12 protein-coding genes are annotated in these 14,778 nt (G+C 62.4%); 3 read left to right on the top strand and 9 right to left on the bottom strand.

The features are described from left to right. Window positions 1–596: 596 nt before the first annotated feature. From ACGYLD_RS10455 to arsJ, 3 genes are read left to right on the top strand one after another with little or no spacing between them, the layout of a single operon-like run. The gene (locus ACGYLD_RS10455; RefSeq protein ID WP_271692249.1) at window positions 597–1,439 is read left to right on the top strand and encodes a helix-turn-helix domain-containing protein; all 843 of its coding nucleotides are present in this window, start codon (window positions 597–599) and stop codon (window positions 1,437–1,439) included. Continuing rightward, window positions 1,436–2,434, top strand: coding sequence for an ArsJ-associated glyceraldehyde-3-phosphate dehydrogenase (locus ACGYLD_RS10450; protein WP_271692251.1), 999 nt, complete (start codon window positions 1,436–1,438; stop codon window positions 2,432–2,434). The genes ACGYLD_RS10455 and ACGYLD_RS10450 overlap by 4 nt, the downstream gene beginning before the upstream one ends. Next, the gene (arsJ, locus tag ACGYLD_RS10445; RefSeq protein ID WP_271692252.1) at window positions 2,431–3,693 is read left to right on the top strand and encodes an organoarsenical effux MFS transporter ArsJ; all 1,263 of its coding nucleotides are present in this window, start codon (window positions 2,431–2,433) and stop codon (window positions 3,691–3,693) included. The genes ACGYLD_RS10450 and arsJ overlap by 4 nt, the downstream gene beginning before the upstream one ends. Window positions 3,694–3,696: 3 nt before the next feature. Here the strand turns inward: arsJ and ACGYLD_RS10440 are convergent, their stop codons facing one another. From ACGYLD_RS10440 to zwf, 9 genes are all read right to left on the bottom strand, one after another. Further along, window positions 3,697–5,202, bottom strand: a complete 1,506-nt coding sequence (locus ACGYLD_RS10440) for a mannitol dehydrogenase family protein (protein ID WP_394402471.1) — start codon at window positions 5,200–5,202, stop codon at window positions 3,697–3,699. A gap of 72 nt (window positions 5,203–5,274) precedes the next feature. Next, window positions 5,275–6,279: an ABC transporter ATP-binding protein gene (locus tag ACGYLD_RS10435; protein WP_271692256.1), complete on the bottom strand. Its 1,005-nt coding sequence runs from the start codon at window positions 6,277–6,279 to the stop codon at window positions 5,275–5,277. Between the two features lie 15 nt (window positions 6,280–6,294). Further along, complete coding sequence (locus ACGYLD_RS10430) at window positions 6,295–7,125, bottom strand: carbohydrate ABC transporter permease (protein ID WP_271692258.1); 831 nt, start codon at window positions 7,123–7,125, stop codon at window positions 6,295–6,297. Window positions 7,126–7,137: 12 nt separating this feature from the next. Continuing rightward, complete coding sequence (locus ACGYLD_RS10425; protein ID WP_136720472.1) at window positions 7,138–8,004, bottom strand: carbohydrate ABC transporter permease; 867 nt, start codon at window positions 8,002–8,004, stop codon at window positions 7,138–7,140. A 118-nt stretch (window positions 8,005–8,122) separates the two neighbouring features. Next, window positions 8,123–9,427, bottom strand: a complete 1,305-nt coding sequence (locus tag ACGYLD_RS10420; protein ID WP_271692259.1) for a sugar ABC transporter substrate-binding protein — start codon at window positions 9,425–9,427, stop codon at window positions 8,123–8,125. Window positions 9,428–9,542: 115 nt separating this feature from the next. Next, window positions 9,543–10,574, bottom strand: a complete 1,032-nt coding sequence (locus ACGYLD_RS10415) for a LacI family DNA-binding transcriptional regulator (RefSeq protein WP_271692260.1) — start codon at window positions 10,572–10,574, stop codon at window positions 9,543–9,545. A 148-nt stretch (window positions 10,575–10,722) separates the two neighbouring features. Continuing rightward, a complete protein-coding gene (eda, locus tag ACGYLD_RS10410) occupies window positions 10,723–11,376 on the bottom strand; it encodes a bifunctional 4-hydroxy-2-oxoglutarate aldolase/2-dehydro-3-deoxy-phosphogluconate aldolase (protein WP_271692262.1) in 654 nt (217 codons plus the stop codon). A gap of 3 nt (window positions 11,377–11,379) precedes the next feature. Next, window positions 11,380–13,188 carry a phosphogluconate dehydratase gene (gene edd / locus ACGYLD_RS10405; protein ID WP_271692264.1) on the bottom strand — a complete coding sequence of 603 codons (1,809 nt, stop codon included), beginning with the start codon at window positions 13,186–13,188 and terminating at the stop codon, window positions 11,380–11,382. Then, complete coding sequence (gene zwf / locus ACGYLD_RS10400; protein ID WP_271692266.1) at window positions 13,185–14,648, bottom strand: glucose-6-phosphate dehydrogenase; 1,464 nt, start codon at window positions 14,646–14,648, stop codon at window positions 13,185–13,187. The genes edd and zwf overlap by 4 nt, the downstream gene beginning before the upstream one ends. Between the last annotated feature and the right edge of the window lie 130 nt (window positions 14,649–14,778).

The following is a 14,778-nucleotide window of genomic DNA, read 5'->3' as shown; positions in this document are numbered from 1 at the left end:
ATTAAAAACTGAGCATTCAGTTAGGGCACCTCAACCAGTGAGGGAACATGCCCGCCGTCGAATGATTTCTCGGAATAGGGGAAACGGGCCAAAACGTTGCAATTTTGTCCCGATGACCAAGGGTCAACCGAAAGGCCCGCCCGACGAAAGGTCGGCACGTCCGCCTGCCCGCGAAGCGGTGCAGAGCATAAAGCGGCCCCCGCCCGAAAACCAATGCGCCCCTTACAAAAACACGATTGTCCAACACAGCGGACAGGGGCGCAGCTTCCGAAAGCGGGGACCGAAACAGAGCCAAATGGCAGGCCCTGTCAAAAGGTCGCGTCAGCCTGAGCGCGCATCTTATGTCTGACGGCCATTCAGCACAGCCGCAAACTCGGATAGCAAGATTCGCGCCGTCGATCTTCAAGCATTTGTTATAGTTTGATTAAATTTCCGGCGCATCTTGACTGCGCGCGCCCGGGCGCATCTGTAAAGCTGGTAATATTTATAGGTTTCGATGAATCGCGGTGGATAGGGGCGATACGGGCGCAGGCGATTTGACGCTGTTACAAAAACTTCACTGGCGCAAAGCTTATTAATTCTGTAATTCATGAATTGTGGAACAAGTGATCCCTAACCGCCTTGCCACCCTCGGCCATCCGCAGCGCCTCGCGCTGTTTCGGCTGCTCATGCGCCGCTACCCTGACAGGGTGCCCGCGACCGAACTGGCGCAGGCGCTCGGCCTCAAGCCCAACACCCTCTCGACCTATATCGGCGCGCTGATGCAGGCGGGGTTGGTAAGCCAAGAACGGCAGGGCACATCTCTGCGCTATGCGATCGATATCGAGGCCGCGCGGGACACCATCGGCTACCTGCTGAACGACTGCTGCCGCGGGCGGCCAGAGATTTGCCTCCCCCTCACCTCTTCAGATGGAAACGCTCCCATGACCGACGACAAGTTCAACGTCCTGTTCATCTGCACCGGCAACTCCGCCCGGTCGATCTTTGCCGAAAGCATCCTGCGCGACCTCGCGGCGGACCGTTTCAACGTCTACTCCGCAGGCACGCGGCCACAATCCGCATTGAACCCCTTCGCCGTAGAAGTGCTCAAGCAAAAGGGCCATGACGTGGCGCAGCTGCGGTCGAAACATATCTCTGAGTTTCAGAGCGAAGACGCGCCCGGTTTTGATTTCGTTTTTACCGTTTGCAATCAAGCGGCTAACGAAGAATGCCCCACATGGCCCGGTCAGCCGATCACCGCGCATTGGGGCCTGCCCGATCCGGTCAAGGTCGAAGGCTCCGACGCCGAAAAGAGCCTCGCCTTTCAGCAAGCCTATGGCACGCTGCGCAACCGAATGTTGGGCTTTACCAGCCTGCCACTGACCTCGCTCGACCGTATCTCGCTGCAAAAGGCGCTGGATGACGCTGGCCAAACCGACAAAGAAGGAACTCCCGCATGACCACCTACGCGATCAACGGCCTTGGCCGCATCGGCAAGCTCGCCCTGAAACCGCTGCTGGACCAAGGGGCCGAGATTGCATGGATCAACGATGCGGTGGGCGACCCGGAAATGCACGCCCATCTGCTAGAATTCGACACGGTCCACGGACGCTGGCAAGCCGATTTCGCCCATGACGCCGACAGCGTGACGATCAACGGCACCCGCCTGCCCTTCATCGGCACCCGCAACCTTGGCGCGCTGCCGCTCGACGGGGTGGATGTGGTGATAGATTGCACCGGCGTTTTCAAAACCGCGGCGAAGCTCGCCCCCTATTTCGAAGCGGGGGTGAAGAAAGTGGTGATCTCGGCCCCGGTGAAAGACGGCGATGCCGCCAATATCGTCTATGGCGTCAATGACAACGTCTATGATCCCGGCCGGCACCGGATCGTCACGGCGGCAAGCTGCACGACCAACTGCCTCGCCCCGGTGGTGAAGGTCATCCATGAGGCGCTGCGGATCAAACATGGCTCCATCACCACGATCCACGATGTGACCAACACACAAACCATCGTCGACCGCCCTGCCAAGGACCTGCGCCGCGCGCGTTCGGCCCTGAACTCCCTGATCCCGACGACCACGGGCAGCGCCACGGCGATCACGCTGATCTATCCCGAACTCAAAGGCCGCCTGAACGGCCATGCGGTACGGGTGCCGCTGCTCAACGCCTCGCTGACCGATTGCGTGTTTGAGGTAGAGCGTGAAACGACGGTGGAAGAGGTAAACGCCCTGTTCAAAGCCGCCGCCGAAGGAGAGTTGAAAGACATCCTCGGCTATGAGGAACGCCCGCTTGTCTCAACCGATTACACCAACGACACGCGCTCAAGCATCGTCGATGCGCCCTCGACCATGGTCGTGAACGGCACACAGGTGAAAATCTACGCGTGGTACGACAATGAGATGGGCTATGCCCACCGTCTGGTCGATGTGGCGCTGATGGTCGGGGCAAGCCTGTGAGCGAGAGCGCGACCCGCCCCGAGGGGCTTTCGGCCTATATCGCGGTCACGGCGGCCTATTGGGCCTTCATGCTGACCGATGGCGCGTTGCGCATGTTGGTGTTGCTGCATTTCCACCGGCTTGGCTTTTCGCCGGTGCAACTGGCCTATCTTTTTGTGCTGTATGAGATCGCGGGCGTCATTACCAACCTCTGCGCGGGCTGGATCGCGGCGCGCTTCGGGCTGGCCTCGACGCTCTATGCCGGGCTGGGGTTGCAGATCGTGGCGCTGCTGGCGCTGGCGCAGCTTGACCCCACATGGGCGGTTGGCGCCTCGGTCGTTTTCGTCATGCTGGTGCAGGGGGCCAGCGGCGTGGCCAAGGATTTGGCCAAGATGTCATCGAAATCCGCTGTCAAACTGCTCGCCCCGGCTGAGGATGGCGGGCTGTTTCGCTGGGTGGCGCTGCTGACCGGCTCCAAGAACATGGTCAAGGGCTTGGGCTTTCTGCTCGGCGCGGCTTTGCTGGCGACGCTTGGCTTTGTCTGGGCGGTGCTCGGGATGGCCGCGATCCTTGCGCTGATCCTGATTGCCGTGCTGACCGCCATGCCGCCCGGCCTGCCCAAGGGCCGCAAAGGAGCGAAGTTCTCGGAAGTCTTCTCAAAATCCGCCAATGTGAACTGGCTGAGCGCGGCGCGGGTGTTTCTTTTCGGCGCGCGGGATGTGTGGTTCGTGGTCGGCATCCCGATCTATTTCTACGCGGTCCTTTCGGACGGCACGGAGGAAAGCAACCGCGCGGCCTTTTTCATGATCGGCACCTTTATGGCGGTCTGGGTGATCCTCTACGGGCTGGTGCAAATCTACGCCCCGCGCCTGCTCCGCGCGAAATCCCGCCCGGCAGGCGACCTGATCTCAGCCGCGAAGGGATGGGCATGGTCGCTTGCCGCCGTGCCTGCGGCGCTGACGCTGGCGGCTCTGTTCAGCGACGGGCCGCAGGGCTGGCTTACCGTGACGCTTGTGATCGGCCTCTTGGCCTTTGGCGCGGTCTTTGCGGTAAACTCATCGCTGCATTCCTACCTCATCCTCTCTTTCACCAAGGCTGAGCGGGTGACGATGGATGTGGGGTTTTACTACATGGCCAATGCCGCCGGGCGGCTCTTGGGCACGCTGATGTCGGGGCTGAGCTATCAGATCGGCGGGCTGCCCCTGATGCTGGGGGCAGCGGCGATCATGGTGGCCCTGTCGGCGCTGCTGGTCGGGTTCTTGAAGCCCGACCAGAGCTAACCGTTAGCCTACCTTGCTGGCGCGACCGCTGCTCTGATCAGCCTGCGTATAGGCATCCATCGCCGCGACGGCGCCCTCGTCCCAAATGAGCGTGAGCCAAGCAACAAAGGCGTCGCGGAAGCCTTCGGCCTGCGCGAGATCGCCATAAAGACGGTCTTGCTCCAACCATGCCACGGGCCGCGTGCGTGCAGTCTGCGCCACAGCTTTCAGCTCGTCCCAGATCGGATCGTTTGCCGCAATCTCGGTGCCGTTTTCCCGCGTGCCTGCACACATCCGCGCCCAGAGCGCTTCGACCAAGGCCAAACCACTGACCGAACGCCCCGCCGCCAGTTGATCGCGCAAGATTGGCAGCACGAAACCGGTGTGCCGGGCCGAACCGTCAAAGGCCACGCGGCGGGTGGTGTCGACGATGCGCGGGTTCGAGAACCGCTGCTCGATCAGATCGAGATAGGCCAGCGGCGTCATGCCCGGCACCGGGGCGACCGTCTGGGTAATCTCTTCGGCCTGCACGCGGTGGAACATCGCGCGGATCGCCGGATGCGCCATAGTGCCGGAAATCGTCTCGATCCCCAGCACCTCACCGACATTGGCCAAGACCTGATGGCCCGCGTTGAGGATGCGGATCTTCATTTTCTCATAGGCGTGCACCTCGTCCGAGAAGGTCGCCCCCACCTGATCCCAATCCGGGCGGCCCGCGCAGAAGTCGTCTTCGATCACCCATTGGCGGAAAGCTTCATGGGTGACGGGAGCGGCGTCGTTCACGCCGAACTCCCGCGCCTGCGCGATTTCGGCGGCGCCGGTGGCCGGGGCGATGCAATCGACCATGGAGTTGGGGAAACTGGCGTTTGCTTCGATCCAATCGGCCAGCGCCGGGTCGGACATGCGCGCCAGCGACACGACCGCTTGGCGCAGGATATCGCCATTGCCTTGCAGATTGTCACAGCTCAGCCCCGTGAACGGCCCCTGCCCCGCATCCCGGCGCAGCCGCAGGGCCGCGACGATGGCCCCAAAGGCGGTGCGTGGGGTTTCGGGCTGGGCCGCGTCATGGATGATATCCGCGTGGGCCGCGTCGAACCCTTTGCTTACGGGGTCGATGTAATAGCCGCTTTCGGTGACGGTCAGCCCGACGATGCGAATGGCCGGATCGGCCATGGCGCGGATCAGGGCGCCGTTGCCCTCTTCGATCGGGAGGTAGTCGATCATGGAGCCCACAACCTCGGCCGAGGTCTGCGCGGGGTCGAGTTCGATCAGCGTCGTCAAACAGTCCTGCGCCAAGAGCTTCTCGCGCATCGCCGCATCATAGGGGCGCACGCCCGCGCCGAGGATCGCCCAATCATGCGCTTGGCCGTTCTGCATCAAACGGTGCAGATACCACGCCTGATGCGCACGGTGGAAATTGCCCACGCCGATATGCACGATGCCGGGGGTCAGGGCGCTGCGGTCATAGCTGGGGTGGGCGATGTCGAGATCACCCAGCGTCGCGTTCGAGAGGTCTACCAGTTTATCCATGATCCACATCCTTAAAGGGCCGCGCACCGGGGAAAGGGTGCGGGGGTCGGCCTGTCATTCCTGCCGCTTGCATTACTCGACCCGAAGGCCCTGCGCGTCGAACCGGTGCAGCTTGTCCGCCTGTGGGGTCAGGAAAATCCGGTCTCCATGTCGGACCGATAATTCGCCATCCACGCGCACGGTCATCGGGTCGCAGCCCGCTACGCCATGGACGTGCAAGAAGGTGTCGGAGCCCAGATGCTCGGCCACGCCGATGGTGCCCTCCCATGCGCCTTCGGTGGTGGAGACGTCGAAATGCTCGGGCCGGATGCCGATGGTCGGCGCGCCACGCGCTTCGGCTTCAGCGCCCTTGATCAGGTTCATCTTGGGCGAGCCGATGAAGCCCGCGACAAATTCGTTGCGCGGCTTGTAGTAAAGCTCAAGCGGGGAGCCGACCTGTTCGATATGGCCCGCCCGCAGCACGACAATCTTGTCGGCCATGGTCATCGCTTCGACCTGATCGTGGGTGACGTAGATCATCGTCGTGGCCAGCCGCTTGTGCAGCTCGCTGATCTCAAGACGCATGCCCACCCGCAGCGCGGCGTCGAGGTTCGACAGCGGCTCGTCGAAAAGGAAAGCCGACGGCTCTCGCACGATGGCACGGCCAATGGCCACACGCTGGCGCTGACCGCCTGACAATTGGCCCGGACGGCGGTCAAGATAGTCGGTCAGGTTCAGCGCTTTGGCAGCCGCTTCAATCCGGCGGTTCTGCTCATCCACGGGCAGCCCGGCCATCTTCATCGGAAAGGCGATGTTTTTGCGCACCGACATATGCGGATAAAGCGCGTAGGACTGGAACACCATCGCCAAGCCCCGTTTCGCGGGCGGCACGTTAGTCGCATCGGTGCCGTCGATCTCGATATGGCCCGAGGTGATGTCCTCCAGACCCGCGATCAGCCGCAGCAGGGTCGATTTACCGCAGCCCGAGGGGCCGACAAAGACCGTGAACTCGCCATCTTCGATGGTCAGATCAAGGGGCGGAATGACTTCCACATCGCCGAAGCTTTTGGAAACCTGATTGAGTTTGATTTGTCCCATGTGACTGTCCCTTGCTTACTTGACTGCGCCGAAAGTCAGGCCGCTGACGAGTTGTTTCTGGCTGAACCAGCCGAGGATGAGGATTGGCGCGATGGCCATGGTGGAGGCCGCGCTGAGCTTGGCGTAGAAGAGGCCCTCGGGGCTGGAATAGCTCGCGATGAAGGCGGTGAGCGGCGCGGCCTTGGCCGCGGTGAGGTTGAGCGTCCAGAAGGCTTCGTTCCATGCGAGGATGAAGTTCAACAGCAGGGTGGAGGCAATGCCCGGCACCGCCATGGGGGTGAGGACGTAAAGCACCTCTTCGCGCAGGCTTGCCCCATCCATCCGTGCCGCTTCCAAGATCTCACCGGGGATTTCACGGAAGTAGGTGTAGAGCATCCAGACGATGATCGGCAGGTTAATGAGCATTAGGATGATGACCAGTGCGATCTTGCTGTCGAGCACGCCGAACTGGATGCAGAGCAGATAGATCGGGTAGAGCACGCCCACCGCGGGCAGCATCTTGGTCGAGAGCATCCAGAGCAGGATATCCTTGGTCCGCTTGCCGGGGACGAAGGCCATCGACCATGCGGCAGGCACCGCGATCAGGATGCCAAGGATGGTCGAGCCGCCCGCGATGACGATGGAGTTCCACAGGAAGCGCCCGTAGTTCGACCGTTCCAGAACCGCCTCGTAATTCGCCAGCGTCCAGTCGAAGCCGAGGAAGATCGGCGGATCGGCGATGGCCTGTGCTTCGGTCTTGAAGCTGGTGAGGATGGTCCAAAGGATGGGGAAGAAGATCAGGAAACCGATGCCCCAAGCGAGGGCCGTGTTGACGATCTTGCGTTGCCTTGTGACTGCGCGTGCCATGATGTCTCCTCCTCAGGCGTCCAGATTCTTGCCGACGATGCGCATCAGGAAGATGGCGACGATATTGGCGAGAATGATTGCATAGACACCGCCCGCCGATCCGAGGCCGATGTTCTGGCTCTCCAGCACGCGCTGGAAGATGAGATAGGTCAGTGTTTTGGTGCCGAAGGCCCCGCCCGTGGTCACGAAAATCTCCGCGAAAATCGACAAGAGAAAGATCGTCTGGATCAGGATCACCACGGTGATCGCGCGGCCCAGATGCGGCAGGGTGATATAGGCGAAACGTTTGGTCACCGGCGCGCCGTCCATCTCGGCGGCGTCAAGCTGCTCGCGGTCGAGCGACTGGATCGCGGTGAGCAGGATCAGCGTCGCGAAGGGCAGCCATTGCCAGGATACGATGATGATGATCGACGACAGCGAAGCTTGGCTCATCCATTGCACCGGGGTGGCGCCAAAAAACTCCCACAGATGCGCGAACAGGCCATAGTTCGGGTCCATGAACATGTTCTTCCACACCAAAGCCGACACGGTGGGCATGACGAAAAAGGGCGCGATGACAAGGATGCGGACAAAGCCCTGACCCCACATCGGCTGGTTCAACAGAAGGGCAAGCAGGATGCCGAGGCAGACCGTGATCGCCAGCACACCGCCAACGATGATCAGCGTGGTCATCACCGAGGGCCAGAAAGAGCTGGAGGTGACGAAGCGCACATAGTTGTCGAACCCCACCCAGCCCAGATCGCCGCCGCGCATCGGCAGGTATTTCTTGAAAGAGAAATAGAGCGTCATGGTCAGCGGGATGAGCATCCATCCAAGGAGCAAGACCACCGCAGGGGCCATCATCAGGCGTGCCGCTGATCGGGAATGTTGGGTAGCCATCGGGCACATCTCCTCTGCCGGCGGCGGATGCCGCTGTTAGGTGAAGGGTATCATATCAGGTGGTGGGGCGGAAAAGGGCGGCGGTGGTCGCCGCCCTTTGAGCCGTGGAAGCGGCGGCTTAGCGGTAGCCTGCAGCTTCCATTGCGTCGTTGGTCAGGTCTTGGGCCTTCTCAAGCGCCTCTTCGACGGTCTGCTGACCGGCATAGGCGGCAGAGAACTCTTGGCTCACGTCGGTCGCGATGCCTGCAAACTCGGGGATCGCGGCGAATTGCACACCGACGTAAGGCGTCGGATCGACGGTGGAGTTCTCAGGATCAGCCGACAGGATCGAGTCGAGTGTCATCTGCGCGAAGGGCACTTTCTGGTACTCGGGGTTCTCATAGAGCGACTTGCGCGCGCCGGGAGGAACGTTTGCCCAACCTTCGTTCTCGGCAACCATCTCAATGTAGTCTTTCGAGGTGGCCCATTCGATGAACTCTTTTGCGGCATCTTCTTTCTGAGTGCCCGCCGGGATTGCCAGCGCCCATGCCCAGAGCCAGTTGGAGCGTTTGCCAAGGCCCGTGTCCGGTGCCAGCGCAAAGCCAACCTTGTCAGCCACGGTGGAATCGTCAGGGTTGGTCACGAAAGACGCCGCCACGGTGGCGTCGATCCACATGCCGCATTTGCCCTGCTGGAACAGCGAGAGGTTCTCGTTGAACCCGTTGGAGGCATAGCCCGCCGGGCCGCTTTCATCCATCAGGTCTTTGTAGAAGTTGATCGTGTTGGCCCATGCCTCGGTGTCGAACTGGGCATTCCAGTCTTCATCGAACCAGCGCGCGCCAAAGGAGTTGGACATCGCCGTGATCAGCGCACCGCCCTCGCCCCAACCGGCCTTGCCGCGCAGGCAGATGCCGTTGATGTCGTTCTGACGATCGGTCATGGCGGCGGCGGCTTCGCGGATGAATTCCCATGTCGGGTCTTTCGGCATTTCCATGCCGGCTTTTTCCATCAGATCGGTGCGGTACATGATCATAGAGCTTTCGCCGTAGAACGGTGCCGCATAAAGCGTGCCGTCATGGCTCAGACCACCGGCCATGGCGGGCAGGATATCGTCTGCGTCGTATTCATCGCTGAGGTCGTCCAGCGGCACCAGCCAGCCGTTCGCGCCCCAGATCGGCGTCTCATACATGCCGATGGTCATGATGTCGAAAGAGCCACCCTTGGTCGAGATGTCGGTGGTGACGCGCTGGCGCAGCACGTTCTCTTCCAAAGTGACCCACTCCACTTCGTGGCCGGTCTCTTCGGTGAATTTGTCGGTGTAGCCTTGCATGCGGATCATGTCGCCGTTGTTGACGGTGGCGATGGTGATCGTCTCGGCAACCGCGCCGCCCGCCATGATCAGGCCCAAAGCCGTCGCGGCGTAAAGTGATTTATCGCAGAACATCGATAGTTCCTCCCTCTATAGATGATGCACCGAGACTAACGACCTACGCAACGCGCAGTCAAATTAAATTTTACGCGCGATAACTATTTTCTGAGCAACTTGCGAACTCAATGACTTAGGCAGAGGTGCGCATCACCAGCTTGCCGTCAAACAGTGACTCTTCGCGCTCGGTCAGCCGGGTTTCGCTTTCGATGATGCGAAACAGGGTACTGGCGGCACGATTCGCGATGGCCCCGTAATCCTGTGCGATGGTGGTCAGCGGCGGGCAAGTATAGCGCGAGAACGGGTGGTCGTCCTGCCCCGCGATCCGCATGGCGCAATCCTTGCCATGCCCCACGCGTAGCCCCATCCCATAGGCCGCCGAGAGCATCCCGATGGCCAGACGGTCGTTCGAGCAGAGCACCGTATCCGTCTCGAACGCCCCCGCCGAGATCAGCTTGCCACCCTCGGTCGCGCCGATCTCTTCAAAGTTCCAGCCCTCCCCCGGCACCTGATGGATATGTGGTGCAAAGCCGTGCCGCTCCATCGCTTCCAGATAGGCTTGGCGGCGCTTGTTGGCGTTGGGGTTGCTGGGGGTCTTCATCTCGAAAAAACAGGGCGGCTCACCGCTGCGGCAGAGATATTCGACGATCAAATCAACGCTTTGGAAGTTGTCGGTGCCGACGAAAGCCTCGCAAACCCCTTCGACATTGGCGTCAAAGGTCACCACCGGCACATCCTTGCAAAAGCGCGCGATCTCGTCACGGTCCGAGGCTTTGCCGAAGGGCGCCAGCAGCACGCCCGCCGGTTTCAGCGCCCGAAGCGAGTCGAGATTGGCGCGCTCCTGCACCGGGTTGCCGTGCGAGCTGAGCAAAATCGGGCTATAGCCCTCGGCCAGACAGGCCAGTTCCACCTCGCGGCCAATCTCGGAAAAGAACGGGTCGGCGAGGTTGGGCACGACCACGCCGATGTTGCGGGTTTTGCGGCGGTTCTGGTTCACCGCATAGACGTTCGGGCGATAGTCATACTGGCTCAGCGCCGCTTCAATCCGCTCCCGGGTCGAGCGCCGCACGCTGTCGGCATCGTTAAAGTATTTCGACAGGGTGGGCCGCGAAATGCCGCTCACGGCGGCAAACTCCTCCATATTGCGGATCTTCTGCTGGCCCATCTTAACCCTCCCTTAACGAAACGCTGCGCGCGTAAACTAAAGTCAATATAGAGATAAGTTCGCCCAGCCAGCAAGGGGTTGGTGGCGTCAGGCTTTCCGCGGCCCTCTGGGGGGCAACGGAAAGCCTGCGCTCGGCCCTCTTCCGGGGTTAACCGGCCTTGCCCAATTGCGCTGCGGCGCGGGCCAGCGCTTCGATCCCGGCCCAGTCCCCGGCATCGATCAGTTTCTTCGGCGCGACCCAGCTGCCGCCTGCGCAAAGCACGTTGGGCAGGCTCAGGTAGCTTTCCGCATTGTCGGGGCTGACACCGCCCGTCGGGCAGAAGGTGATCTGCGGCAGGGGCGCGCCGATGGCCTTGAGCGCAGGCGCACCGCCCGAAGCTTCGGCGGGGAAGAATTTCAGCATTTCATAGCCGCGCGCGAACAACTGCATCGCCTCGCTCGCCGTGGCGGCGCCGGGCAAGAGGGGAAGCTCTTCCTCCTCGCAGGCCGCGATCAACGCATCGGTGGCACCGGGCGAGACGCCAAAGGTCGCCCCCGCCCGTTTCGCCGCGCGCACGTCTTCGGGGGTGACCAGCGTCCCCGCCCCCACGTGGCCGCCCGCAACCTCGGCCATGGCGGCGATCGCGTCGAGGGCGGCGGGGGTGCGCAGGGTCACTTCCAAAGCAGGCAGCCCGCCCGCGACCAGCGCCTCGGCCAAGGGCCGGGCGTCGGCGACATCTTCGATCACCAACACGGGCACGATCGGGGCAAGCGCACAGATTTCACGGGTGCGACCGCTGGCGTCTTTTGCAGTAAGGGTCATGGATCAGCCTCCAAAAATGGTTGCGCCGGTGGTAGCAGAACCGACGGTGTCGCGGAACATAGCGAACAACTCGCGCCCCGTCCCGGCATGATAAGCAGAAAGATCAGCGGTGACGTTGGAGCGGTCGTCGAATTCTTCGGCCAGCACGTCAAGCGTCCCTGCCACGGCATCAACCCGCAGCAGATCGCCATCTTGCACCCGCGCGATGGGGCCGCCGTCGACCGCCTCGGGGCTGACGTGGATCGCCGCAGGCACCTTGCCCGACGCGCCCGACATGCGCCCATCGGTGACCAGCGCCACCTTCTGACCGCGCCCCTGAAGGATCGACAGAAGCGGCGTCAGGCTGTGCAACTCGGGCATGCCGTTGGCTTTGGGCCCTTGGAAACGGACGACGACAACCAGATCGCCGGTCAGCTCTCCGGCCTTGAAGGCCGCCTTCACCTCGTTCTGATCCGCAAAGACTCGCGCCGGGGCTTCGATAACGTGATGTTCGGGCGCCACGGCAGAGACCTTCATACAGGCAGTGCCGAGCGACCCGGCCATGCGGCGCAGCCCGCCGGTGGGCTGGAAAGGATCGCTGGCGGGCCGGAGGATTTTCTCGTTCAGGCTCTCGCCTGCGCCCTTCTCCCAGACCAGACCCTCGCCCTTTAGCTTCGGCTCGGCGATGTAATGCTCCAACCCCTGCCCGGCGACGGTCAGTGTGTCGGGGTGCAGATGGCCGGAGTTGAGCAATTCGCCGATCATATAGCCCAGCCCCCCGGCGGCGTGGAAATGGTTCACATCCGCCAGACCGTTGGGATAGACCCGCGCCAGCAGCGGCGTGACATCGGAGATGTCCGAGAAATCCTCCCAATCCAGAATGATCCCCCCGGCCCGCGCCATGGCGATGAGGTGGATCAGCAGGTTGGTCGACCCGCCCGTGGCGTTGAGCCCGACGATCCCGTTCACGAAAGCCTTTTCATCCAAAACCGAGGCGACGGGCGTGTAATCATTGCCCAAAGCGCTCAGCGCCAGCGCGCGTTTCGCGCCTTCCTGGGTCAGCGCATCGCGCAGCAGCCCATTTGGCGGCACAAAGCTCGCCCCCGGCAGGTGCAGCCCCATGAACTCCATCAACATCTGGTTGGTGTTGGCAGTGCCGTAAAAGGTGCAGGTGCCCGGCCCGTGATAGGCGGCCATCTCGGCGGCCATCAGCGCGTCGCGCCCGACTTCGCCCGCGGCGAATTGCTGGCGCACCTTGGCCTTCTCATCATTCGACAGCCCGCTTTCCATCGGCCCGGCGGGCAGGAAGACGGCTGGCAAATGGCCGAAAGCCTGCGCCGCGATCACCAGCCCGGGCACGATCTTGTCACAGACCCCAAGGAAAACCGCCGCGTCAAATGTGTTGTGGCTGAGCGCCACCGAGGCCGCCAAGGCGATCACATCACGCGAGAAAAGCGACAGTTCCATCCCCGCTTCGCCTTGGGTCACCCCGTCGCACATGGCGGGAACCCCGCCCGCGACCTGCGCAGTGCCGCCCGCCGCCCGCACGGCGTCGCGGATCAGATCGGGGTAGCGCTCAAACGGCTGATGCGCCGAAAGCATGTCGTTATAGGTCGTCACGATCCCGAGGTTGCCCGCGCTGGTGGTCGCCAGCCGGTCCTTATCCGCGCCAGAGGCGGCATAGGCATGGGCCTGCCCGCTACAAGACAGATGCGCGCGGGCCGGACCCTTGGCGCGGGCGGCTTCCATCCGGTCGAGGTAGGGCCGCCGGGTCGCCTCGCTGCGGGCGATGATACGGTCGGTGACGCGGTCAATCGTGGAATGCAGGGTCATGTCTCGTCCTTTCGTGTGATCTCGCGCCAGCGGCGGCCGTCGCGGTGCATCAGCATCAGCGCCTCTTCGGGGCCGGAGCTGCCGGGGTCATAGGGATACGGAGGTTGCCGGGTCTCTTCCCAGCCGTGAATGATCGGATCGGCCCAAGCCCAAGCGGCTTCGACCTCGTCCCCGCGCATGAAGAGCGTCTGATCGCCGCGGATCACATCCATGATCAACCGCTCATAGGCGTCCTGCGGGGTGCCCTGCTCGCCCAAGGCATCGGCAAAGGTCATATCCAGCGCCACTTCGGCCAGACGCATGCCGCCGGGGCCGGGGTCTTTGATGGTGTTGCGCAGGGTGATGCCCTCATCCGGTTGCAACCGGATGATCAGGGCGTTGCCCTTATGCCCCTCTGTCGCGGGGAAGATCATATGCGGCGGGTCGCGGAAGATCACCGCGATCTCGGAACTGCGCCCGCGCAGTTTCTTGCCCGTGCGCAGGTAGAACGGCGTGCCCGCCCACCGCCAATTGGCGATCTTCACCTTCATCGCGACAAAGCTTTCGGTGCGGCTGTCGGGGTCGCCCGCATGGGCGCGATAGCTGCCCGCGCCATTGGCGGCGCGGTACTGGCCGCGAGCAATGTCCTTCTGCGCCACAGGCTCCAGCGCTTCAATCACCTTCACCTTCTCATCGCGCACCGCGTTGGGGTCAAAGCGCGAGGGCGGCTCCATCGCCGTCAGACACAGCAGTTGCATCAGATGGTTCTGCACCATGTCGCGCATGGCGCCCGATTTATCGTAGTATTCGCCCCGCCCTTCGACACCGAGGCTTTCGGACACGGTGATCTGCACATGGTCGATATGGGTGGAATTCCACAGCGGCTCCCACAGCGCATTGGCGAAACGCAGCGCCATGAGGTTCTGCACCGTCTCTTTGCCAAGGTAATGGTCGATCCGGTAAATCTGGCTCTCGTCGAAATTGGCACGCAGGTCGGCGTTCAGAGCCTGCGCGGTTTCCAAATCATGGCCAAAGGGCTTTTCGACGACGATGCGGCTCTCGGCTGTGGCGATGCCGTGATCATGCAGCTTGCCACCAATCGTGCCGAAGAGCGACGGCGAGACCGAGAGGTAGAAGGCCCGCACGACATCATCGCGCATCAGGTCTTTGAGATCCGCCCAGCCCGCATCGCCCGACGCATCCACGCGCACGTAATGCACCATGCCAAGGAACCGCTCCAAGGCGGCACTCTCTTGGGCCAGCTTGGGGGCGAACTCCAGTAGGCTGTCGCGGATCATCTTGCGGAAGGCATCGGCATCAAGCTCGGAACGGGCCGCGCCGACGATCCGCGCGGCCTCCGGCATCTGGCCGACGGTAAAGCGGTGAAACAGACCGGGCAGAATCTTGCGCCGGGCAAGGTCGCCGGTCGCGCCGAAAATAACAAGGTCGAAAGGATCAACGGGGATTACGCGCGATACCATGGGGTCAGCCCTCCTGCCTGCGCAGGTGCGCTACGGCACCCTGTTTTCGATTGCCCAAAGCCATCACCACCCCCTTCGCGCCCTCCTCCGGGCGGCCACTGGTAGCGCTAACATATTTGAGCGAAAAAGA

Origin of the sequence: Sulfitobacter sp. 1A12056 (assembly GCF_043558125.1) — a bacterium.
Taxonomy (GTDB): Bacteria; Pseudomonadota; Alphaproteobacteria; order Rhodobacterales; family Rhodobacteraceae; genus Sulfitobacter; species Sulfitobacter faviae.
The sequence above is the reverse complement of the archived record's forward strand: the minus strand, read 5'-3'. Positions and strand labels throughout refer to the sequence as shown.